Origin of the sequence: Tateyamaria omphalii, assembly GCF_019802125.1 — a bacterium.
GTDB classification, from domain to species: domain Bacteria; phylum Pseudomonadota; class Alphaproteobacteria; order Rhodobacterales; family Rhodobacteraceae; genus Tateyamaria; species Tateyamaria omphalii_B.
Window position 1 is genome coordinate 610,489 of the sequence record NZ_JAHVHT010000001.1, and the last position, 20,168, is coordinate 630,656.

Annotated in this window: 19 protein-coding genes and 1 tRNA gene; 7 read left to right on the forward strand and 13 right to left on the reverse strand. The window is 57.9% G+C overall.

The annotated features are described in order from the left end of the window. Positions 1-39: 39 nt before the first annotated feature. The 8 genes from KUV51_RS02995 to KUV51_RS03030 form a co-directional block, all read right to left on the reverse strand. Complete coding sequence (locus tag KUV51_RS02995) at positions 40-786, reverse strand: DUF1028 domain-containing protein (RefSeq protein WP_222520129.1); 747 nt, start codon at positions 784-786, stop codon at positions 40-42. Continuing rightward, positions 783-2,564 carry a gamma-glutamyltransferase family protein gene (locus KUV51_RS03000; protein ID WP_222520130.1) on the reverse strand — a complete coding sequence of 594 codons (1,782 nt, stop codon included), beginning with the start codon at positions 2,562-2,564 and terminating at the stop codon, positions 783-785. Before KUV51_RS03000 ends, KUV51_RS02995 begins: the two co-directional genes overlap by 4 nt. Positions 2,565-2,576: 12 nt before the next feature. After that, positions 2,577-3,464 carry an ABC transporter permease gene (locus tag KUV51_RS03005; RefSeq protein WP_222520131.1) on the reverse strand — a complete coding sequence of 296 codons (888 nt, stop codon included), beginning with the start codon at positions 3,462-3,464 and terminating at the stop codon, positions 2,577-2,579. Between the two features lies 1 nt (position 3,465). Next, positions 3,466-4,410, reverse strand: coding sequence for an ABC transporter permease (locus tag KUV51_RS03010; RefSeq protein ID WP_222520132.1), 945 nt, complete (start codon positions 4,408-4,410; stop codon positions 3,466-3,468). A gap of 63 nt (positions 4,411-4,473) precedes the next feature. After that, a complete protein-coding gene (locus KUV51_RS03015) occupies positions 4,474-5,994 on the reverse strand; it encodes an ABC transporter substrate-binding protein (RefSeq protein ID WP_261385620.1) in 1,521 nt (506 codons plus the stop codon). Between the two features lie 17 nt (positions 5,995-6,011). Further along, positions 6,012-7,115, reverse strand: coding sequence for a dipeptide ABC transporter ATP-binding protein (locus tag KUV51_RS03020; RefSeq protein WP_315898784.1), 1,104 nt, complete (start codon positions 7,113-7,115; stop codon positions 6,012-6,014). Beyond that, complete coding sequence (locus KUV51_RS03025) at positions 7,112-8,164, reverse strand: ABC transporter ATP-binding protein (RefSeq protein WP_315898785.1); 1,053 nt, start codon at positions 8,162-8,164, stop codon at positions 7,112-7,114. Before KUV51_RS03025 ends, KUV51_RS03020 begins: the two co-directional genes overlap by 4 nt. A gap of 468 nt (positions 8,165-8,632) precedes the next feature. Continuing rightward, positions 8,633-8,706 (reverse strand) — tRNA-Cys (locus tag KUV51_RS03030). A gap of 164 nt (positions 8,707-8,870) precedes the next feature. Here KUV51_RS03030 and KUV51_RS03035 point away from each other — a divergent pair. From KUV51_RS03035 to KUV51_RS03050, 4 genes are all read left to right on the forward strand, one after another. After that, a complete protein-coding gene (locus KUV51_RS03035) occupies positions 8,871-9,524 on the forward strand; it encodes a protein-L-isoaspartate O-methyltransferase family protein (protein ID WP_222520134.1) in 654 nt (217 codons plus the stop codon). A 47-nt stretch (positions 9,525-9,571) separates the two neighbouring features. Continuing rightward, positions 9,572-11,005, forward strand: a complete 1,434-nt coding sequence (locus tag KUV51_RS03040; protein WP_222520135.1) for a TolC family outer membrane protein — start codon at positions 9,572-9,574, stop codon at positions 11,003-11,005. 86 nt (positions 11,006-11,091) lie between these two features. After that, entirely contained in the window at positions 11,092-11,955 is an 864-nt protein-coding gene (locus KUV51_RS03045; RefSeq protein ID WP_261385621.1) for a hypothetical protein, read from the forward strand. Between the two features lie 34 nt (positions 11,956-11,989). Further along, positions 11,990-12,568 carry a cobalamin biosynthesis protein CobQ gene (locus KUV51_RS03050; protein WP_222520137.1) on the forward strand — a complete coding sequence of 193 codons (579 nt, stop codon included), beginning with the start codon at positions 11,990-11,992 and terminating at the stop codon, positions 12,566-12,568. Positions 12,569-12,624: 56 nt separating this feature from the next. Here KUV51_RS03050 and KUV51_RS03055 read toward each other — a convergent pair whose 3' ends face one another. Further along, positions 12,625-12,945: a DUF6280 family protein gene (locus KUV51_RS03055; RefSeq protein ID WP_039684470.1), complete on the reverse strand. Its 321-nt coding sequence runs from the start codon at positions 12,943-12,945 to the stop codon at positions 12,625-12,627. 219 nt (positions 12,946-13,164) lie between these two features. On the opposite strand from KUV51_RS03055, the gene efp reads away from it, so the two are divergent. Then, positions 13,165-13,728, forward strand: coding sequence for an elongation factor P (efp, locus tag KUV51_RS03060; protein ID WP_039684472.1), 564 nt, complete (start codon positions 13,165-13,167; stop codon positions 13,726-13,728). A gap of 516 nt (positions 13,729-14,244) precedes the next feature. On the opposite strand, the gene KUV51_RS03065 is transcribed toward efp, so the two are convergent. Then, positions 14,245-14,772: a DUF2799 domain-containing protein gene (locus KUV51_RS03065; RefSeq protein ID WP_222520138.1), complete on the reverse strand. Its 528-nt coding sequence runs from the start codon at positions 14,770-14,772 to the stop codon at positions 14,245-14,247. Between the two features lie 207 nt (positions 14,773-14,979). Between KUV51_RS03065 and KUV51_RS03070 the strand changes: the two genes are divergently transcribed. Together KUV51_RS03070 and KUV51_RS03075 are read left to right on the forward strand one after the other, a co-directional pair. Then, the gene (locus tag KUV51_RS03070; protein ID WP_222520139.1) at positions 14,980-15,318 is read left to right on the forward strand and encodes a hypothetical protein; all 339 of its coding nucleotides are present in this window, start codon (positions 14,980-14,982) and stop codon (positions 15,316-15,318) included. Further along, positions 15,315-16,289 carry a DUF4440 domain-containing protein gene (locus KUV51_RS03075; protein WP_222520140.1) on the forward strand — a complete coding sequence of 325 codons (975 nt, stop codon included), beginning with the start codon at positions 15,315-15,317 and terminating at the stop codon, positions 16,287-16,289. Before KUV51_RS03070 ends, KUV51_RS03075 begins: the two co-directional genes overlap by 4 nt. Positions 16,290-16,515: 226 nt before the next feature. Here KUV51_RS03075 and KUV51_RS03080 read toward each other — a convergent pair whose 3' ends face one another. From KUV51_RS03080 to KUV51_RS03090, 3 genes are all read right to left on the reverse strand, one after another. Continuing rightward, positions 16,516-17,253 (reverse strand): hypothetical protein, encoded by a 738-nt coding sequence (locus KUV51_RS03080; protein WP_222520141.1) that lies wholly within the window; start codon positions 17,251-17,253, stop codon positions 16,516-16,518. Positions 17,254-17,430: 177 nt separating this feature from the next. After that, positions 17,431-17,955 carry an AAA family ATPase gene (locus KUV51_RS03085; RefSeq protein ID WP_222520142.1) on the reverse strand — a complete coding sequence of 175 codons (525 nt, stop codon included), beginning with the start codon at positions 17,953-17,955 and terminating at the stop codon, positions 17,431-17,433. Positions 17,956-18,064: 109 nt separating this feature from the next. Then, entirely contained in the window at positions 18,065-19,939 is a 1,875-nt protein-coding gene (locus tag KUV51_RS03090; RefSeq protein WP_222520143.1) for a serine hydrolase, read from the reverse strand. Positions 19,940-20,168: the final 229 nt, after the last annotated feature.

Sequence of the window (20,168 nt, forward strand, 5' to 3'; positions counted from 1 at the left end):
ATGAACGACCAATGTTTGCTTTATGCAGGGCGTCCTGCATTATTCAAGTTCAACGGCATGTGACCTGCTCGGACGACCAGCGGCTCTTCGTTCTGCTTCTGCGCGTGCGATGTCCGCGTCGATCCCGTCGCGGGTTGGAAAGCCTGAAAAGCGTTCGGCACTAGGCATTCCTTTGGCAAAGTGAACGTACCGCTCTTGGGCAACGTCCCACAGGCGTGCAAGCTCAGCCAGCGGGTCTGCATGATCGTCGGCGCGTAGGTCGAGCCAAGGGTGGGCCTGTCCACGATGGATCACAAGGCCTGCGGCCTGTCGGCCACGCTTGTCACCGCCTGCAGCCTCACCGGCTTGCATTGCAGCGATCAAACGTTCTGGAAAGGGAAGGTCCGAGCCCCTCTCATATGCGTCTGCCGTGGCATCCAGCACTTGAGGTCCCGTCAGCATATTGCCCGCCACCGAATGATGATCGCGGACGAGATGCCCCGCCCAATCCACGCAGTCAGACCCTGTATGCGCCGCGAAGTTACCTTCGGCGTCCATCAGGTGCGCTTGCCGGATCGCATGCCCTTCATCCCGTGCAACCAGATCCGCCAGGACAGTTCCGGCAGCCTCGCCCGCCATCATGCGTGCCCGCCCTTCGGTTCCCCAAACAGGATTGCAAAACGCCTGGCTGGCGACTGCAACCTTATCCGATACAAACGGCACGACAGCTCCGCAGGCAAAAAACTTGCTGGCGACAATCAGACCGATGCTTCCATCGTCGTCTTTGGCAATCAGGGAGAACGTCATCGGCCCACCGCATATGCTTGCATCAATCGAGGGGTGGCAGCGGCGCGTAACACGCCATTCGGCTCCCGCAGGGCCGCCGTCAGGCGCCCAACAGTCCAAGGTTCTGCCACAGTCACTTTGTGCCCGCGTGCCCGCAAGTCTTTTACAACGTCGTCGCCGACAGTCGGTTCTATCATCATTTCGCCGGTCCTGACCTCTCTTGGAAAAAATGAGCCCTGAAAATGCATGGAGTGAAACAGCGGCTGGTCCATGCATTCCTGCAGACCCATGCCGAAGTGCACGAACCGCAGGAACCAGATCAACTGCCACTGGTCTTGCTGGTCGCCTCCCGGGGTGCCGAAGACCAGTTGCACTCCGTCCTTCTCTGCGTAGCTGGGTGTCAGCGTCGTCCTTGGGCGGCTCTTGGGCATCAGCGAGCTGGGCAGGCCATTTTCCAGCCAGTACATTTGCGCCCGCGAGTTCAGCGGGAAGCCGAGGCCCGGAATGACCGGATTGCTTTGCAGCCATCCACCCGACGGCGTCGCGGCCACCATGTTGCCCCAGCGGTCAATGATATCCAGATGCACCGTGTCTCCACGCTTTTCGGTGAGATGCGCCATCGTCGGTTCCTGAGCGACCACATTGCCGATGTCGAAATCGCGCTGTGCACGTTCGATGTAGGCATCGGCCTGCGCTTCGAACCCATGCACTCGTCCCGGACGGTGATCCATTGAGGCGTCGGGCCCGATCATCGCGCGGCGTTGCGCGTTGTAGTCTTCGCTCAGCAGGACATCCATGGGGATTTCACTGAAATCCGGATCGCCATAGTACGCTTCCCGGTCTGCATAAGCGAGCTTCATCGCTTCGATCACTATATGCACGAACTCCGCACCGTTTGGATCCATCGCGCCAAGCTCAAAGCCCTTCAGGATCGCCAAAGCCTGCAGCAGCACCGGTCCCTGCGACCACGCCTGTGTCTTGTAAACCGTCCAGCCGTGATACTCATAGCTCAACGGTGTTTCATATGTTGCACGCCAATTGGCCATGTCTGATCGGGCCAGAACGGCGGAATGCTTGGCCTCTGACACGTCCATCACCTTGGCATTCTCAAGATAGTCGAATATCGCGTCGGCAACGAAGCCTTCGCGCCATTCATATCGCGCTGCGTCGATCTGAGCCTCTCGTGTGTCGCCCGGCACCGAGGCGAGGCGTTCATATGTTGCCGCCAACGCGGGGTTTTTGAACAGTGCGTGGGGTTCGGGTGCGCGTCCCTGAGGCGTCCAGACGGCGGCGGATGTGGGCCATTCCTTCTCGAAGAAGGTCTGCAGCCCTGCAATCGTGTTGGCCACGCGCGGCAGAACGGGATGCCCGTCGCGGGCGTAGTCGATCGCCGGTTGCATGACGTCGCGCAGGGTCATGGTTCCATGATCACGCAGCATTAGCATCCAGCCATCAAACGCTCCGGGCACTACCGTTGCCAGCAGACCAGAGCCGGGGATCAACGCCAGACCCTGATCGGTATAGTGTTCAATCGTGGCGGCTTCGGGCGCGACACCTTGGGCGCAGAGCACTTCGACCTTGCCGGTCTCCGCAGAATAGAAGATCGCTGGCATATCCCCTGCTGGTCCATTCAGGTGGGGCTCCACCACTTGAAGTGTCAGGGCCGTGGCAACAGCTGCGTCAAAGGCGTTGCCGCCCTTTTCAAGGATACCCATCCCCACCGCCGACGCGATCCAATGCGTCGATGTTGCGACACCAAAGGTCCCCCTGATCTCTGGGCGGGTTGTGAAGTCGGACATGGGGCCTCCAGTTCAGTGTTCGCGCGGATCAAGCGCATCGCGCAGGCCGTCGCCCAAAAGATTGAAGCCAAGAACAACGAAAAAGATCGACAAGCCCGGCCACATTGCCATCCACGGGGCTTGGTTGAGGAAGTTCTTGGCGGTGTTCAGCATGGATCCCCAGCTGGGTGCGGGGGGCTGCTGGCCGAGGCCCAGAAAGGACAACGATGCCTCGGCGATGATTGCAGTGGCAATGGTCAGCGTCGCCTGCACCAGAATGGGTGGCAGGACGTTGGGAAGGATGTAGCGCGAAAGGATCTTGGGTGTCGGCAAGCCGACAGCGCGTGCGCTTTCCACATAGTCCTCCTCCTTGATGCTAAGAACCTGTCCGCGGGTGAGGCGGACAAAGATCGGTGTGGCCGATATCCCGATAGCGATCATCGCATTGGTCAGGGACGGGCCCAGAAAGGCTGCCAGCGCAATTGCAAGGATCAGAAATGGCACGGCGAGAAGCGCCTCGGTGCAACGTGAGACGACCGCGTCGACCCAACCACCGAAATATCCGGCCACGATCCCCAACGGCACGCCGAATAGGACTGCGATGCCAACAGAAACAACACCCGCCGCCAGGGACGCCTGCGCGCCCCAGATCAATCGGGCCATGACATCGCGGCCGATTTCGTCGGTGCCCATCCAGTGGTCCCAACTTGGCGCGTTGCGCACGGCACCCCAATCCGTGGCGGCCGGATCAGGGATCGGGAGCAGCGGAGCTGCAAGTGCGAGTAGGACAAAGAACACAACCAGCACACCGCCGATCATCGCGCTCTTGTGGTTGCGGAACTTCTTCCACACACGGTTTTCCGAGCGTGCGTCGAGCGTGGGATCGAGAGGGCGGGGCGTATCGGTCGCGGTCTTGGTCATCTCAAGTCCCCCTCAAACGCGGGTTGAGTACGAAGTACATCGCGTCTGCAAAAAGGTTCATCAGGATGAAACCCAGGGCCGTGACGAGAACGATGCCCTGCACAACCGCATAGTCGCGGTTGAATACCGCATCGACAACCAGTTTGCCAAAGCCCGGAATGGTAAAGATCTGTTCCGTAAGAACAGCACCGGCCACGAGTTCCCCGAACAGGAGTGCGGTCAGTGTGACGATCGGGGTAAGTGCGTTGCGCAGGGCGTGTTTGAGTATGACGACGCGCTCCGCCAACCCTTTGGCGCGCGCCGTGCGCACGTAGTCGGCGCTCAACACACCGATCATTGATGACCGGGTATGCCGCATCAATGTCGCAGCCAGCGCTGTACCAAGCACAAATGACGGCATCAGCATGGTACGGATCGATTGCCAGAGATCCTCGGACGGCGGCACGTAGCCCGAGGCCGGCAGCAACTGCCATTTCACCGATACCAGCAGGATCAGCATGATCCCCAGCCAGAAATTCGGAATGGAAAGCCCTGACAGGGCCACCACATTGGCGACGTAGTCCGTGGCCGTTCCTTTTTTGACAGCCGAAAGGATGCCCGCTGGAATGCCGATCACAAGGGCGAAGACCATCGACATCAAGGCCAGCTGAATGGTGACGGGCAGCTTCTGCGCCATCAACTCTGTGACGGGTTGGTTGGTGCGCAGGGACACACCCAGATCTCCCTGCAAGGCGTTCCCCACCCAGGCCAGATACTGCATCGGGATCGGGTCGTTGAGGCGGTACTTCTCGCGCAACGCCTCAAGCACTTCCGGATCCCGCTCTTCTCCGGCGAGTACCAGAAGCGGATCTCCAGGCAGCAGTTGTTGCAGCCCAAAGACCATGACCGAGATGATCACGACTGTCGGGATGGCAATCAGGATACGTCGCAGCAGGAACGCCAGCATGTCAAAGCCCCAGCAGAAAAGCGCCCGCGCCCCGCGTTTGGCAGCGGCGCAGGCAGGTCAGGATCACTCTTCCCAGGTCACGTTCTCAAGACGGATCATCCCATCGGGATAGGGGGTGAAACCCTTCATGCTGTCGCTATAGGCCCAAATCCAGTTCACGTGGTACAGGAACACGCGGTTCAGATCGTCCAGCAAGATGGTCATGGCTTCATCGTAAAGCGCTTTGCGCTCCTCGGTGCTGCCAGCCACGCGCGCCGCGTCCATCAACTCGTCCATCTTCGGGTCGGAGTACTTGGAATCGTTGATCCCGCCATTGGTGGTTACGAACGGATGGTTGTTTCCATCCGGATCAACGCGACCCGACCAGCCGATCTGGCTCGCCGTGTAGTCACCTGCGGACTGGTCCGCCAATAGCGTCGCGAATTCTTTGGACGTCAGCTTGATATCGATCCCGGCCTCGGCCGCCATGGCCTGCACAACCTGCATGACTGCAAGCGGTTCGGTGGAGTTTGGCACCTGAATTTCCAGCTCCAGACCTTCCGGGAACCCCGCTTCAGCCAGGAGAGCCTTGGCTTTCTCGATGTCGCGAGGCTCGAGAGGCAAGGACTGGTTGTACCAGGGCGAGGTCGAAGGAAACGGCTGGTTGCCCGGCGCGAACGCGCCCTCGAAGACCACCTGGTTCAATGCGTCGCGGTCGACGGCATAGCTAAGCGCCTGTCGCAGACGCTTGTCATTGCCCCACGGATTGTCGCCGCGTGGGCCATTGTCGATGTTGAATGTGATTGCCTGGTAGCCGAGCGAAACTGCACTATCGACGACAATGTCGGGGTCATCATTGGCCTGTGTCAGGTCTGTCGCGTTCAGACGCTCCAGCATGTCGATATCACCCGCCTGCAAGTTCGCAAGGCGTACCGTGGTGTCGGGGATCGGCAGGAAGGTTACGCTGTCAAAGTGGATCGCATCTGCGTTCCAATAGTCGTCGAACTTGGTCAGGACGATCTTGTCCTGTGCCACGCGTTCCGTGAAGCTGAATGCGCCCGAACATATGGGGTTCAGTCCGAAATCCGTTCCCGCAGCAGCGGCCGCCGTCGGTGACACCATCATGCCTGCGCGGTCGGCCAGTTGCGCCATGAGCGTTGCATCCGGTCCAGCGAGATTGAGCACGATTTCATACTCACCTGTAACTTCGGTCGATGTGATCGAGGCCAGTTCGGACTTGCGACGCGACTCGTCCATGGTTTGTGAGCGCTCGATATTGGCCGCTACGGCCTCGGCATTGAACGGCGTGCCATCATGGAACACCACACCCTCGCGCAGTTGCATCGTGATCGCGGTGCCGTCTTGGGACGTGTTCCAGGACGTGGCCAGTTGGGGGATGATCTCAAGATCGGGCGTGATGTCGACGAGTTTGTCGCACAGAGACGCATAAACAATCCGCCCCACGAATGTGCGCGACTGATCGGGATCGAGGACGTCCGCGTCCGACTGCAACGCGATCCGCAAGTCCTTTGCAACGCCTGGGCTCGCGGTAAGCGCGGTCGCACCAAGCAGCGTTACGATCATTGCCTTTCTCATCTGTGACATTGTCTAACCCTCTCTGTTCATGACTGATTTTGTTTTGCGTTGTGAGTAACCGTGCCGCCTTCTGTCGCCGCGCGATAAAGTGCGAAACGTGCTTCTGTCGCGTCGGACCTCTGTCTTGGCTTCGGCCGCTGAAACCGTTGTTGCAACGTCTCTGCGAAATGGCAGGCCACCTGATGCGAAACGTCTCGCGAAGTGCTCAGATCCGGCACCTTTGTTCTGCAAAGTGTCTGTGCATGTGGGCAGCGTGTGTGGAACCGGCAACCCGGAGGCGGATCTGATGGACTCGGCATTTCACCGTGAACCGTTGCACCATGATCTACCGCTTTCCCGTCCATCGAAGGGATCGCGGCCAATAATGCTTGCGTGTAAGGGTGCTTGGGGTCAGTAAACACGGTTTCAGTGTCGCCGACTTCTACAATCCGACCCAGATACATGACGGCGACGCGGTCGCTCATGTGCCGGATCACGCCCAGATCGTGCGCGATGATCACCAGGGTCAACCCCAGGTCCCGGGACAGATCACCCAGAAGATTGATCACTTGCGCTTGCACCGAGACGTCCAGCGCAGAGACCGGCTCGTCTCCGATGATGAGCTTCGGCGCGCAGGCGATGGCGCGTGCGATGCCAATGCGTTGTCGCTGACCGCCGCTGAATTCGTGCGGATACCGGTCTGCATGTTCCGAACGCAGACCGACTTGGCGCAGCAATTCCGCAACCCGGGAGCGGCGGTCAGGAACGGATAGTTCAGGCGCGTGAATTTCCAGCGGTTCGCCCACCAGTCTTTCCACCGTCATTCGTGGATTGAGAGATGAGAACGGGTCCTGGAAAATGAACTGCATGTCACGGCGCAACGTCTTGAGCTCTTCACCCTGGATCGCGCTGACCTGGCGCCCATCGAACAAGACATCGCCTGAGGTTGGGGTCATGAGGCGCATCAGCAGACGTGCGAGCGTCGACTTCCCACATCCGCTCTCACCCACAATTGCGAAGGTTTCACCCCGCCGCACCGACAGTGACACGCCATCAACCGCCCTTACGCTGTGCCCCTTTGCACCCCAGACGCCGGACGTTCCGAAGTGCTTTGCAACATCTATGGCTTCCAGGATGACATCTTGGCTCACGAGGCGACCCCGACGTTTTTTTCGAGTGGGGCAAAGTGGCAAGCGACACTGTGGTGGGCTGCGATCTCTGACAACCCGGGTCGTTTTGCGCATATCGCGGTGGCAAAGGCGCACCTGTTTCGAAATCGGCATCCCTCGGGCATGTTTGCGATCGTTGGCACCATGCCCGGCACAATGGCAAGGCGCCCGCCGGGACGACCCAAGCCTGGCATCGCGCTCATGAGACCGATCGTGTAGGGATGCTGTGGATTGTCGAAGACGTCGTTGACGCGGCCTTGCTCGACCACCTGACCGCCGTACATGACTGCCACGCGATCACCGATTTCTGCCACGACCCCAAGATCATGCGTGATCATGATCGTGCTCATCCCCGTCTCGTCGCGCAGGTCGCGTATCAGATCCAGGATTTGCGCCTGTATCGTCACATCGAGTGCGGTGGTGGGCTCATCTGCAATCAGTATCTGGGGGCTGTTCGCCAGAGCCATGGCAATCATTACTCTTTGGCGCATACCACCGGACAATTGGTGTGGATACTCGTGCATCCGCTGATCGGGGTTTGCGATACCAACGCGTTGCAGCATGCCCTTTGCCCTGGCGCGTGCCTCATGGCGGGCCGCGCCACCGTGCTGAACGATCGCCTCACAAATCTGGTCGCCTATGCGAAACGCCGGATTCAGGGACGTCATTGGTTCCTGGAAGATCATTGCGACACGATTGCCGCGCATGGAGCGCGGCAAGCCAGTGCGCGAAAGATCGAAACTGTCCTGTCCAAACCTCAGATTTCCAGATGAAATCGTTGATGATCCCCTTGGCAGCAGGCCCATGAGAGCCATGGCGGTAACGCTTTTGCCGCAACCGGACTCACCCACAATGCACAGCACTTCGCCGGGTTGAACAGAAAGGGATACATCATCGAGCACATCATTCGATTGCCCGCGAAAACGAAGGGATAGGCCTGTCAACTCCATGCCGCATGCGTCAACTGACCGAAAGGGTCCGATATGCCCATCCATCGTATCGTTCGACATTGCTGAATTTTGTGAAGACATCTGCGCCGAGTTCGAACCAATTTAGAATTGGTATGAGGCATGGAGTATTGCAGGCTGTCAATGCTGAACCGATTGAACGATCGCCGACACAGCCCACTGGCTACATTTTGTGCAAACAGAACGGTGCGACGGAGTGCTGAGATGGTACGGCACTCGAATAGTGTCCCGGCATTAAACTCTTGGTCGGTTGAAATGCGGTCTGTGGGAGCCGTCATGGCCACGGTGCGACGGCCAACCCGCGCTGGCTTTTTGAACGCGTGTTGCCTGTTGACGGGTCATTGGCGCAAAGCCTCAATTTACGTTCAATCTGCCCGCACTTTGAGAGCGGTCTACAGGGTGTTGATCTAACCTGTGAGAGTCCTTCAATTGGTGAGGTACGACGGCAATACTGAACACAACACAATGCGAACAGCGTTCTGAAAGCGTCGATGGGGCAAGGTGCGAGCGAGCTATGTGTTGGGTGTGAAGTGGAGGCGAGTACCGGAATCGAACCGGTGTACACGGATTTGCAATCCGCTGCGTCACCACTCCGCCAACTCGCCAGCCGTGGTACGATGGCGGCGATAGCTCATTCATATGCGGCTTGCAAGGGCGCCAACGTGCTCGCGTCGGGAATATTGCCGCATGGATCACCTGCTGCGTTGCCCATGGGGGCGGAGTGTGGCACACCGGTAGAGAAGAATCTGAACCAAAGAGTTTAGCTGCAATGCCCGACTTCTCGATCCGGCGAACAATGATGGTGGACACGCAGATCCGACCATCTGACGTCACCAAGTTCCCTATTATTGACGCTATGCTTTCCGTTCAGCGCGAAGACTTTGTTCCGTCCGCGCAGCGCGAAATGGCCTACATGGGTGAAAATCTCGATCTCGGAGAGGGGCGTGTCATTCTTGAGCCGCGCACGCTCGCAAAGATGCTTGACGCGCTCGACATCGCCTCGGATGAGCTTGTGCTCGATGTGGGGGCTGCCTTTGGGTATTCGGCGGCGGTCATTGCGCACATGGCGCAGGCGGTTGTTGCGTTGGAAGACAACGAAACAATGGCGTCCGAAGCGCAGGATGCGCTCATGGCTGCAGGCATCGACAATGTCATCACCCATGTCGAGTCACTGAAGGACGGCGCGGCCGAACACGGCCCGTACGACGTTATTGTTGTCGAAGGCGGCGTGACTCATGTGCCGGATGCGTTGATATCGCAACTCAAGGACGGCGGGCGTATTGCCTGTCTGTTCATGGATGGCGCATTGGGCGAGGTGCGGATCGGGTACAAGATCGACGGGGCCGTGTCTTGGCGCCGGGCTTTCAACGCGGGCGCGCCCGTGTTGCCGGGTTTCGAAAAACACGACGCATTCACGCTTTGACCTCAAAACAGGCATCGGTCGGGCAGAGCATCAAGGGGCAGGTTGCAATGACGAGAAAGCTGGCACGGACTATTCTGAAATCGACGGCATTGGCTTGGAGCTTCGCGGCGGTGACCAGCTTCGGTGCGACACAGTCGGCTGCCGATACGCTGGCCGACGCGATGGTCGGGGCCTATACGCACAGCGGCCTCTTGGAACAGAACCGCGCGCTCTTGCGTGCCGCGGACGAAGATGTGCCAATCGCACTGGCCGCGCTGCGCCCCATTCTCAACTGGTCCGCGAGCCTTTCGGAAGTGTTTGGCGACACGACGTCCGAGACAACCGGCGGCGTTGCGCGATCCATTGATACGACAACGGTTTCATTGGAGCTGACCGCCTCTTGGCAGGTTTACGATTTCGGCGCGGACAGGGCGCGGGTGGAGGCGCTGAAGGAAACGGTTCTCGCGACACGCGCGACACTTCTGAATGTTGAACAGGCTCTGCTTCTCCGCGCGGCGTCCGCATATTTCAACGTTGGACGACAGGAAAACTTCGTTGCGCTGAGCCGGAACAACCTGCGCCTCCTGCAGCAGGAACTGCGTGCCGCAAATGACCGGTTCGAGGTGGGCGAGGTGACCAGGACCGACGTTTCGCTTGCCGAAGCTGCCGTGGCGCAGGCGCGCAGCAACCTCGCAGATGCGGAGCGGAACCTGATCCAGGCGCAGGCAGAATACGCAAACGTGGTTGGCAGACAGCCGGGACGCCTGTCAGGCTTGCCCCCGCTGCCCAGCACCGAAACACGTATCGAAGCCGCACAATCGGTCGCCGTTCGAACCCACCCTGAAATGGAGACGGCGCGGCGGCAAGTCGCAGCGAACGAGTTGTTGGTTTCTGCCGCAGGCAAAGACAAGTTGCCTGTCCTGTCGCTCACCGGTCAGTTGAGCGTGGAAGAAGAGATTGATGGAATTGACAGTACGGAACGGGGCTCTGTCGGCCTAGAGCTGAGCGGGCCGATCTATCAGGGCGGCAGCCTGTCTGCTTTGCAGCGCCAGGCTATCGCCAACCGCGATGCTGCGCGTGGGAACTTGCACACTGTTCGGCATGATGTGCAGCAGGATGTTGTTAATGCCATTTCGGACTTCAATGCCGCCCGCGCAAGCCTGGCCGCATCCGAGCGCCAGATCCGGGCTGCCCGCGTTGCATTCCAGGGCGTGCGCGAAGAGGCGACCCTGGGCGCGCGAACAACGCTGGATGTGCTGGACGCAGAGCAGGACCTTTTGGATGCGGAAACGAACCGTATCTCGGCCCAGGCTGATCAGTACATCGCCGCCTATGCGGTGTTGGAGGCGATGGGCCTGCTGACGGCGCAAAGCCTGAAACTGCCGGTTCAGCTCTATGATCCGGCAGCCTACTACAACCTCGTTCAAAACGGTCCCGTCAAACGGTCGAAGCAGGGCCAACAACTGGACCGCGTTTTGCGTGCGCTGCAAGTAGACGATTAGGATTTTCAGCACAGTATTGTGCGACTCTCGGCTGCGAGGTACAGTTTGGCCGAGGCTGAGAGTGGTACAGAAACATGTCTGATCCAATGACCAACACTGAGGTGGAGGACGTTTTGGCGTCCATTCGCCGTTTGGTGTCTGACGATAACCGTCTGGAACCGGAACAAAACAAGCCTGCACCGACGGACCGTTTGGTGCTGACTCCCGCCTTGCGGGTGATGGAAGACGACGATCTGAATACGGAAGAACCGGTTGCAACGACGCCGGTGGAGGATCCGCTCGACGCAGTCGAAGCGCTCGACGCCGCGTCAGACGACGAACCGACCGAAGTGGCATCGGCGGCGCCCCAGACGGAAGACATCGCCGATACCGATCACGCGACTGGCGAAATACAGGATATCCCGGCAGATGATGACGTTGCGGGTGCCAACGAGGGCGAAAACCCAATCACGTTGGACAAAGTGGACCTGGACCAGGACACATTGATGTCCATTCAGGATGCGTTTTCAGACATTGCAGTACCGGCTGATGCGCCGTCCGACACCGCTGAAACGAACGATCCCGATGCATCCACGCCACTGAGTGAAAAGATTGCTGCACTGGAAACTCTGATCGCGGGCCAAACCGAAGAATTTGAACCGGACATGGTCGGCGATGGCGACAATGCGGGAACCGAGCCACCCACGCTGCAATGGGAAGACGCCGAAGCGACACCTGAACCTGTTGAAGCGTTTGAAGACACGCCAGAACCGGTCAATGCTGCCGTCGACGAACCACAGGTATTCTCAAGCGACGAAGATGTCCTTGATGAAGAAGCTCTGCGTGACCTGGTAAGTGATATCGTACGCGAGGAACTACAGGGTGCCTTGGGTGAGCGTATCACACGCAATGTGCGCAAATTGGTGCGCCGCGAAATCCACCGCGCTTTGGCGGCGCAAGAACTGGAATAGGGCAGGGCGCTATGCTCCGCCGGTCTAGGAAGCCGTGAACACACCGGCCCATCTGCTGCTTGGAGCAGCGGTATTCGGAAAACCGGCTCATCAGCGTATTCTGGCCGCTGCCTTTATCGGCGCACTGCTGCCTGACCTGTCGCTCTACGTTATGGCAGGCGTTTCCCTGTATGTCTTGGGGATCCCGCCACGCATCGTGTTTGACGACCTCTACTTCTCCAATGCATGGCAAACCGTTTTCGCCATCGACAATTCCTTTGTTGTTTGGGGGCTGCTTTGCGCGGTCGCTGCGTGGTGCAAGTCGCCGTCGGCGATTGCCCTGACTGGTGCGGCCCTCCTGCATCTGTTGCTGGACTTTCCCCTGCACCATGACGATGGCCGGCCACATTTCTGGCCGCTCAGTCGCTGGGTTTTTGAAAGCCCTGTCAGTTATTGGGACAGAAACCATGGAGCAGCGTGGATTGCCCCGATTGAAGCTGCACTGGCAACTGTTGCTGCGATCACCCTGTGGCGACGCGCTCTGCCGGTTTGGAGCATAGGGTTGGTTGCGCTTTTGTTGCTCGCCGAGCTCTGGGTCGTCCGCCAGTGGCTCTTTTTCTTTGTCGACAGCTAACAAAAGTGGAAAACGCGCCTGTCTAGGCGCGCCTTTTCTTTTCAGCGTTGGGCTGACTAGGCCGCTTCGGCCTGCTGCGCGGCATTGCGGCGCTCGGATTCCTCGCGGCTGAGCGCTACAGACGTCCGCACCCCTTTGCCGACAAATTCCATGAGCCCTTCCACGACCCGCTCGTTAGGGTCGATACCTGCGCAACTCAGCACTTCGCGCCCATCGCGCGACCGCGCCCAGCGGGCAATCTGCTCTGGCCCGTTGCCATATTTTTTGTCATCGGCGATGGCATCGTCGAGTGCAGCCAACACAACGGCTGCGAATAGTTTGCGTGCACGGTTGCCTTGTTCGTTGTTAAAGGCCGTGCCGTCAACGAAATCTTTCATTCGTCGTCCTTCCTTTATTCTTGCTCTTGTCTTTCCGGCGTGGCGCTCGTTATGGACGAACACAGCCGATTCGGATACCCCGTTTCTGCATGGCACCCTTGCATCCAGCGCATAGCCTGCTGCGTATGCAGCACTGCATTTCGTTGTCTTGCCGGGGCTCCCCACGCGAGATATAGGGAGCATCAACTTTTCATCAACCTTTCGCCATGGTTTTGCCACATGCCTAAAATCAACGGAAACGAGATCCGCCCCGGGAACGTGCTGGAGCACAATGACGGTCTTTGGGCCGCCGTGAAGGTGGACCATGTCAAACCCGGCAAGGGCGGCGCCTTTGCACAGGTAGAACTGCGCAACCTGCGCAATGGTTCCAAATTGAACGAACGCTTCCGCAGCGCGGACAAGGTCGAACGGGTCCGGCTGGAACAGAAGGACCAGCAGTTCCTCTATGAAAATGACGGGATGCTCGTGTTCATGGATGCCGACACCTACGAACAGATCGAACTGCCCGCAGAGCTTCTGGGCGACCGCCGCCCGTTCCTGCAGGACGGGATGACCATCGTCGTCGAATTCTACGAGGAAGAGGCGCTGAACGCGACCGTCCCGCAGAAAGTGACCTGCAAGATCGTGGAGACGGAGCCGGTGGTCAAAGGACAGACGGCCGCCAACTCGTTCAAACCCGCGATCCTGGACAACGGGGTCAAGGTCATGGTGCCGCCCTTTGTCGGCCAGGACGAGGACATCGTGGTCAACACCGAGACCATGGAATACGCCGAACGCGCCTGAGCCCGGGCGCGTGTTTCGTGCGCGCCTCATTCATCTGTGATTAACCACGCCTTGCGTTCAACGCATGGCGCCCTGAGACATGGATCACGCGGCAGGCGATGTTGCACGTCACCCATGTCAAGCGCGCGGTGCGTTAACCGCGCACCGGGGCGCGCGCCGTGTTAACCGTGCCGGATAAGGGGGCAGGCGGGCCGCTGCGAGGGGCGGATCCGCTTGAACCGCACATTTTCGCCGGCAAACTGCACATTTTACCCTGCCCAAAACCCTGTCAAATCGCGCCGTTTCTGACAAACTGCGTAGTTTGCCGGTGAAACTGCGTATTTTGGCCGTTGAGACAGCGTGGCCGCTGCGAAAGTCGTTAAGCCGCGACAATTGGCGTCGCGGCAGTGCTTGCGGTCGCCACATGATGCGTGAGGCTGCTGCCCGTTGCCGTGTCCGAAAGCGCATTGTGTATGCGACGGCCGACGGGGGGCGGGCAGCAGTTGCAAAGGGCATGATTGACGGGGCGATGCGCTGCTAGTTGACGAGCGAAAGAAGCAGCCTGCGATCCTCAAGTCTGTCGATCCGGCGTTCAAGCGCGCGAATGTCACGTCGGATTTCGGCGCGCCTGTCCTCGTCTATGTCAATCCGGTCGCGCTGATCGCGGAGCCGATCCCGTTCGGTCTCAAGCTCTCTGATTTGCCGAGACAACCGGCGATCCTGGAGGCCGTTCTGGTGAGGTTGCCGCATGAGGGACAGTTTCTCCGGCGCGCAGAATGACGATAGCGCTCCGCCACGCTGGCCTATCCGAAAGGCGTTGGTTGGCGTGCAATAGTTCTCCAGACCAGCCCGATAGCCTTGGAGCGCGAGATCTTCCCGCGGTGCTGCCGCACTGGCCCGGCAAATGCCTGCCTCGCTCGTGATGACCGAGGAGGGCTTTCCGTCGAGGCCGGTCTGATATCCAAAGTTGTACCAGTTGATGTTGGCACAATGGAGATCCGTTATCTCGGCACAGGACGTCAGTGTTACAATCAGACTTGGTAGAAGCAGCACGCGCAAATGCATGGAAAATCTCTCTTTTTTGAGTTAACGGCCTTTGTGCTTTTGAAAAATCTTTGATCGCACTCGGAAAAAACAGAGGCCTCTTTCCCGTCTAGATAGTAGCTCGCTTGCCCTTTCACCAGATGCCTGTTCACCACTCCCACATGTCTATTTGCGTTGGTGGAACGTGACGAAACCGATCGTGACAGCAGTGTTTCTGCAAGATGGCCCATGGCAGCGTCCGACGATGGTTTGCTCGAAATGAGCCCCCTTGTCATACGCCTGAATGACAACCCGGCCCTCGTCCTTGCCCTATACGCTTTTCATCGTCCGTTGCGCAGGAGAGCAGGCATGGATTTACAGGCCATCGGAATAGTTCTGGTCTCGCAGACCAAGGAAAAACGTTTCGATCCCGCTGACGAAGAGCAGTACTATCAGGAACTGGCAGCTGGCAGGCATGTCGCGATGATGGTCGAGGTGGTGTCGGCTGGATTTACACTCTTCCTGTCCGTCTTTGCCCATATTCACCCGAAGAGACTGCGCACCCTATGGAAGCCGACCCCCGAATGACAAAGCAAGATGACGACCGTGCGGCCATCCTTGCCGTCGTCGAAGCGGAGACCGACGCGTATCTGCAACATGACTATGAGGCGTGGCAAAGCTGCTGGCATGATGCGGATGAGATACAACGCATTCAAACGCATGTCGGAAGCGGTGTGACCGTCACCAAAGGTCCTGCGGTGAGAGATCAGATGCGGGGCATTTTCGCCCAGGCACAGACGTGGCAACTGCCAAGGAGGTTTCAACGCGAGAACTATTCCATCGTGATCGGGTCGGACATGGCCTGGGTCAGCTACGACCAGATCGGGGATGCGCCAAGCATTCCAAAAGACATTCCCGGCCAATATCACGAGCTCAAGATCCTTCAGAAGGTAGATGGCGCGTGGAAGATTTCGTGCCTTGTCAGCACTCAAATTCGCACGACATCGACGCAAAGCCCGATGATCGAAGTGGATGGCGAAGGGCGCGTCCTTGAGATGAACACGTCAGCGCAAGACCGGCTACCCGACCATCCCTTGCTGTATTTGAAGGCGAACAGGATTTGGGCACGCGGAGAGGACGCGCTTGTGCACCTTCAAGAGGCCGTCACCTGGGTTGCTACAATCAGAACCCGGCACACACCGTGTGTCGGTGAAGAGGCCGTGATCCGCTCTGTGCCGCTGGGACAGGATGATGCGGGGTTGGCGCATATCTGCTGGGTGCTTCTGCGGGATGGCAAGCTGTTGATTACATTTGATGATCGTGAACGACTTAAGACACAACTCAACACGGCGGGCGAAGTGTACCAGTTGTCGGAAGCGCAACAAAAACTGGCCCATCACCTCGTCGCGGGTCGCGACCTTGCGGCTGCCGCGGATGCCATGGACATCAGCACGAATACGGCGAAGACGCATTTGCAACGCATCTACGACAAAACCGGTGTGCGCGCGCAGCCGGCCCTTGTGCGCATACTCTTGAGCGCAGACCGGCGTGACGTTTAGCTGGCGGCATTTGCAATGAAGCTCCAGCCCCCATCGAAGAGAACGCGGACCGTCGCGCAAACGCAGCAAAAGTTCACTTTGTCCGCCTTGCTGTCGTGGGTGGGTATCGCGGCTAAAGTCCGATGGGGGCTCGGGGCGATTTTGGAGCCAGAAGCGGCGGATGTCAGCAGCGAGCCCAAAGCTGCATGCATATTCGGTCCCAGAATGAGCTAGTATACACTCGCTCTCATTTGTAGACTTCCTCTGTCTTTTTCTGAATTTCGCCGGAAAGCCGTTTTATGTTAACCGCAACACTCTTAAAGTACTGACGGTCAATTGGAAGATCTTCACCTTCGGCACTGCGAGCAGCTTTTCCAGCTTTTTCAACATAAAGCTTGTTTGCTACACCACCGCCGTGAACGACAATGTCCCGGGATGCTTTCACCTCTATGTAAGCATCGATAACGTCCGAGCTCAACTCAATCGCCAAGACTTCTGAGGCTTTGTTCAGGTAGTCTTTTGGCTTAGCGAACATAAGACCTTCGCACTTCAACGAAACGAAGCGTTTGATGAGATCGCTGCGATCCTCATTCTCAAGCACGAGGTTGATTGGCACACCTCCCTTATCTGCTAAAATACTCAATTTATTGGGATACCTACATGCAACCGTTGCAACGCAGTCCTGTATGAAAGCTTCGGTGCGAGAGACTATTGAAACTATGTTGGTTTCATAAATTCCTCTCTCATGCTGCGCCTGAAAAAGCTGACCAATGTCGGCATCTCTGCGCCCGCTGTAGGTCCAACCTGACTTTTTGGGAGCCCTATATCTTCTTTTGGTGGCGCTCGAAGACTCTCGAAAGTCCTTCGCGCGCTCTTTCAAGTCAGGTTCGATCAGTTCTGCAAAGATCCACGCGTTGTTGATGTATCGATATAGCGCTATGTGCTTTCGGTATATTGACTTTGAGACAATGCTTTTTCGCGCCATTCTAAAATCCGAAAAGAATCCTTTGATGGCGCGTTACTACTTCAGGATCGCTATCGAGTCATCTTGGGACTTCACATGTACTCAGACGATAGTCCAATGTCCGGTCGGTCCGCCAAACTGACCCACGCAGTCAGTGACCTCCGCTGGAGCGCCGCAATCGACAGGTACGAGTCCGTACTACCGAACCGTCGATCTCATCTTTTCCATCTCGCATGCAATAGTTGCAGCACAGTCTTCGATGCTGCTGACGCTTGTGTCCACGACGAGTCGATCAGTGCGCCACTGTTCGAACTCACGTTGAGAAACGGCCTTCCAACTGGGGACTGCAAGCCCCTCGATGTCGCTCTTGCGGGTCTCGACCCGTTGCCGATGGACATCTGTATCTGAGCAAACGACCTCGACGTTCAAGAGTTGGGCTGATGCCGTGGCGGCAGTTACCGCCCACAATTTCCTTGTTATTTCAATTGGATTCACCGTGTCTGCGATTACATCGAAACCAAGTAAGAGGTTATCTTTCGCGACAGAGGCGATTGCCAAATAGCCTGCATCTTCGGCTGAGCGGATGTTCAATACGCTTCTCTCTAGCGCAGCCTCAACAGAGTCTACACGTAGATGCATGACCTTGCTGCGCGCGGACAGGCTCTGTGAGACCGTTGTTTTGCCGACTCCGGGAAGCCCTGAGAGGGAAACGAGTATCGCCATTCGATTAGGATAGGATCAACTTCATGCGAACGGCAACAAAGTCCGCTTAGCTGCAGGTCCAAGATGGCGCGCGCAGCGTGGCGCGCACCCGCTTTTTCCGTTCGCGTCTTCAGAAGATAAAGCTGTCTTCCGTCAAGGGCTCGCAGGAGTTCCCAAAGACGGACAGTTCGGAATCGCCGTAGCTGATCCGCGTGTAGGAACCAAAGGTTTCGATTTCCAAGTCTTCGAAACTCAATCCGGTTTCCGAGAAATCCAGCCGATCTTCGCCTGCATCGAAGCCAAAGATGCGATCCTGACCGGCATTCACCTGAAAGACAAAGGTGTCCGCTCCGTCGCCGCCCCACATCAAGTCATGCCCGGCGCCACCGTTCAGTATGTCGTTGCCCTCGCCACCACGGATCATGTCATCGCCATCCCCACCGGACAGCGTATCGTCGCCTTGACCGCCAAGGACGTGATCGCGCCCGTCACCGCCATCGATGTTGTCATCGCCCCGATCGCCACGCAGAAAATCGTTTCCCTCGCCGCCGGAAATGCTGTCATCACCGTCGCGGCCTCGAATGAAATCGCGTCCTTCACCACCGTCGATCTTGTCGTTGCCATGGCCACCACGCAGATGGTCATTGCCGTTACCGCCAATGAGTTGGTTGTCGCTGTTTGCTGAGTCCGGCGTTTGGCGCAGAACGTCAATGACGTCCCGACCATCGGTGCCGATCGACAGGGTCGAACCGTCCGAAAAGGTGAAGCGGCCCGTGTCCAGATCACCCAACCGGCCTTCAAAGGTCAGGCTGGCGTTGCCCAGTTCCAACACAGTTTCTGGTCCGCCCGGTGCATCTTCTTCCTCTGTCAGCGAAATCTCGGCTGCTGTACCGGCGATGGTAAAGCTTTCGTCCGATGGGTCGAAATTGGCCCAGTTGTCATCGGTGTAAATTGCGGAAAACGCCTCAAGCAAAAGATAACCTGGTTCGACCTGAGAAAACGTCGTTGCAATCGAAAAGATCGTACCGGATTCGACATGCAGGTAAGTCGCTGTGTTTGTCCCAAGGGTACCGCCGGAGAACCCGATGAACTGTTGTCCAAACAGAACTGCCGACACCAGCCCAAGGCTTTCTCCGTTCAGACTTGGGGTACCATCCGGTGCACGGAAGTCCAGCATCTCTTCCAGTTGGTCCGGTGGCAGCAGCGTGCGGGAGACCAGCAACGCATCCATGAACCGGATGATGTCTGACGTGGTCGATACAACACCGCCAGCCGCACCAAAATCTATGGGGACATCCGTGACGTCCCGAATGTCGCTAGGGGAAAGCTCCGCGTAGGACCGCAGCAAACCGTCTGTTTGGCCTTCAGACTTCATTGAGCTGTCATCCATGCCAGCAACAGAGAAGATGCGGTCGGACATCAATTCTGCAAAACTGTCGCCGGTCTTTTGTTCGATCAGCTTTTGCAGCAGCAGATAGTTCGTATTCGAATACCCGTAGGCTTCACCCGGTGCAAAGTCAGCGGGTTGCTCTGCAACAAGCCCCAACATGTCGTCGGGCCCAAATGGTTGCGTTGGATTGTCCAACAGTTGTTCGATGAATGCCGGCAAGCCATCCTGACCGGGGATCGTGTCGAAATCGGGGATACCGGACCGATTTGCCAGCAACTCGCGCACGGTGACTTCGCCAATGTTGGGAATGTCTTCAAGGCCCGTGAGGTCCATCTGCTCTGCCAGGGGGGCGTCGAAATCAATAGCCCCCTCACCGACCAGCTGTTGCACGATCACGGACGTCATCATTTTGGTCTGCGATCCGACTTCAAATGTGTTGTCCGTGCTGGCAGCCTCATCACCATAGCGTTCGGTCGTTCCGGCTGCATTCCGAACCGACAAACCGCCACGTGCAATTTCCATGAGCACTGCAGGCGCGTCGTCGTTGCTGCCTGCGAAATCCTGCAAGGCTTTTGCAGGGCCGGAGTTCAGGGCGTCAGGGTCAAATAGGGACATGATGTCAATCCTTGTTGAAGTCAAAATCAGGACGGACCATGCGGCCCGTTGAACATCACTTGGTTGATTTGACTGATCGATGTGTCCGGCTCGGTCGGCGCGGACACACATGCGTTGCCGGACACCGGAAACTTGGCAAAACACCTGTCCACTTGCGTCTGGACGATGTGGCCGCTTTCACCCTACCGGCGATCGGGGCGTTTGGCTCACCGAAGTTCCATTTCGAGCC

What these genes read in the sequence shown, in the direction of transcription:
- KUV51_RS03085 (WP_222520142.1), bottom strand. Translation starts at nt 17,955, where the DNA reads ATGGCGATACTCGTTTCCCTCTCAGGGCTTCCCGGAGTCGGCAAAACA.
- KUV51_RS03070 (WP_222520139.1), top strand. Translation starts at nt 14,980, where the DNA reads ATGGCAGCGTCCGACGATGGTTTGCTCGAAATGAGCCCCCTTGTCATA.
- KUV51_RS03035 (WP_222520134.1), top strand. Translation starts at nt 8,871, where the DNA reads ATGCCCGACTTCTCGATCCGGCGAACAATGATGGTGGACACGCAGATC.
- KUV51_RS03000 (WP_222520130.1), bottom strand. Translation starts at nt 2,564, where the DNA reads ATGTCCGACTTCACAACCCGCCCAGAGATCAGGGGGACCTTTGGTGTC.
- KUV51_RS03040 (WP_222520135.1), top strand. Translation starts at nt 9,572, where the DNA reads ATGACGAGAAAGCTGGCACGGACTATTCTGAAATCGACGGCATTGGCT.
- KUV51_RS03075 (WP_222520140.1), top strand. Translation starts at nt 15,315, where the DNA reads ATGACAAAGCAAGATGACGACCGTGCGGCCATCCTTGCCGTCGTCGAA.
- KUV51_RS02995 (WP_222520129.1), bottom strand. Translation starts at nt 786, where the DNA reads ATGACGTTCTCCCTGATTGCCAAAGACGACGATGGAAGCATCGGTCTG.
- KUV51_RS03025 (WP_315898785.1), bottom strand. Translation starts at nt 8,164, where the DNA reads ATGTCTTCACAAAATTCAGCAATGTCGAACGATACGATGGATGGGCAT.
- KUV51_RS03015 (WP_261385620.1), bottom strand. Translation starts at nt 5,994, where the DNA reads ATGTCACAGATGAGAAAGGCAATGATCGTAACGCTGCTTGGTGCGACC.
- KUV51_RS03090 (WP_222520143.1), bottom strand. Translation starts at nt 19,939, where the DNA reads ATGTCCCTATTTGACCCTGACGCCCTGAACTCCGGCCCTGCAAAAGCC.
- KUV51_RS03055 (WP_039684470.1), bottom strand. Translation starts at nt 12,945, where the DNA reads ATGAAAGATTTCGTTGACGGCACGGCCTTTAACAACGAACAAGGCAAC.
- KUV51_RS03010 (WP_222520132.1), bottom strand. Translation starts at nt 4,410, where the DNA reads ATGCTGGCGTTCCTGCTGCGACGTATCCTGATTGCCATCCCGACAGTC.
- efp (WP_039684472.1), top strand. Translation starts at nt 13,165, where the DNA reads ATGCCTAAAATCAACGGAAACGAGATCCGCCCCGGGAACGTGCTGGAG.
- KUV51_RS03005 (WP_222520131.1), bottom strand. Translation starts at nt 3,464, where the DNA reads ATGACCAAGACCGCGACCGATACGCCCCGCCCTCTCGATCCCACGCTC.
- KUV51_RS03045 (WP_261385621.1), top strand. Translation starts at nt 11,092, where the DNA reads ATGACCAACACTGAGGTGGAGGACGTTTTGGCGTCCATTCGCCGTTTG.
- KUV51_RS03065 (WP_222520138.1), bottom strand. Translation starts at nt 14,772, where the DNA reads ATGCATTTGCGCGTGCTGCTTCTACCAAGTCTGATTGTAACACTGACG.
- KUV51_RS03080 (WP_222520141.1), bottom strand. Translation starts at nt 17,253, where the DNA reads ATGGCGCGAAAAAGCATTGTCTCAAAGTCAATATACCGAAAGCACATA.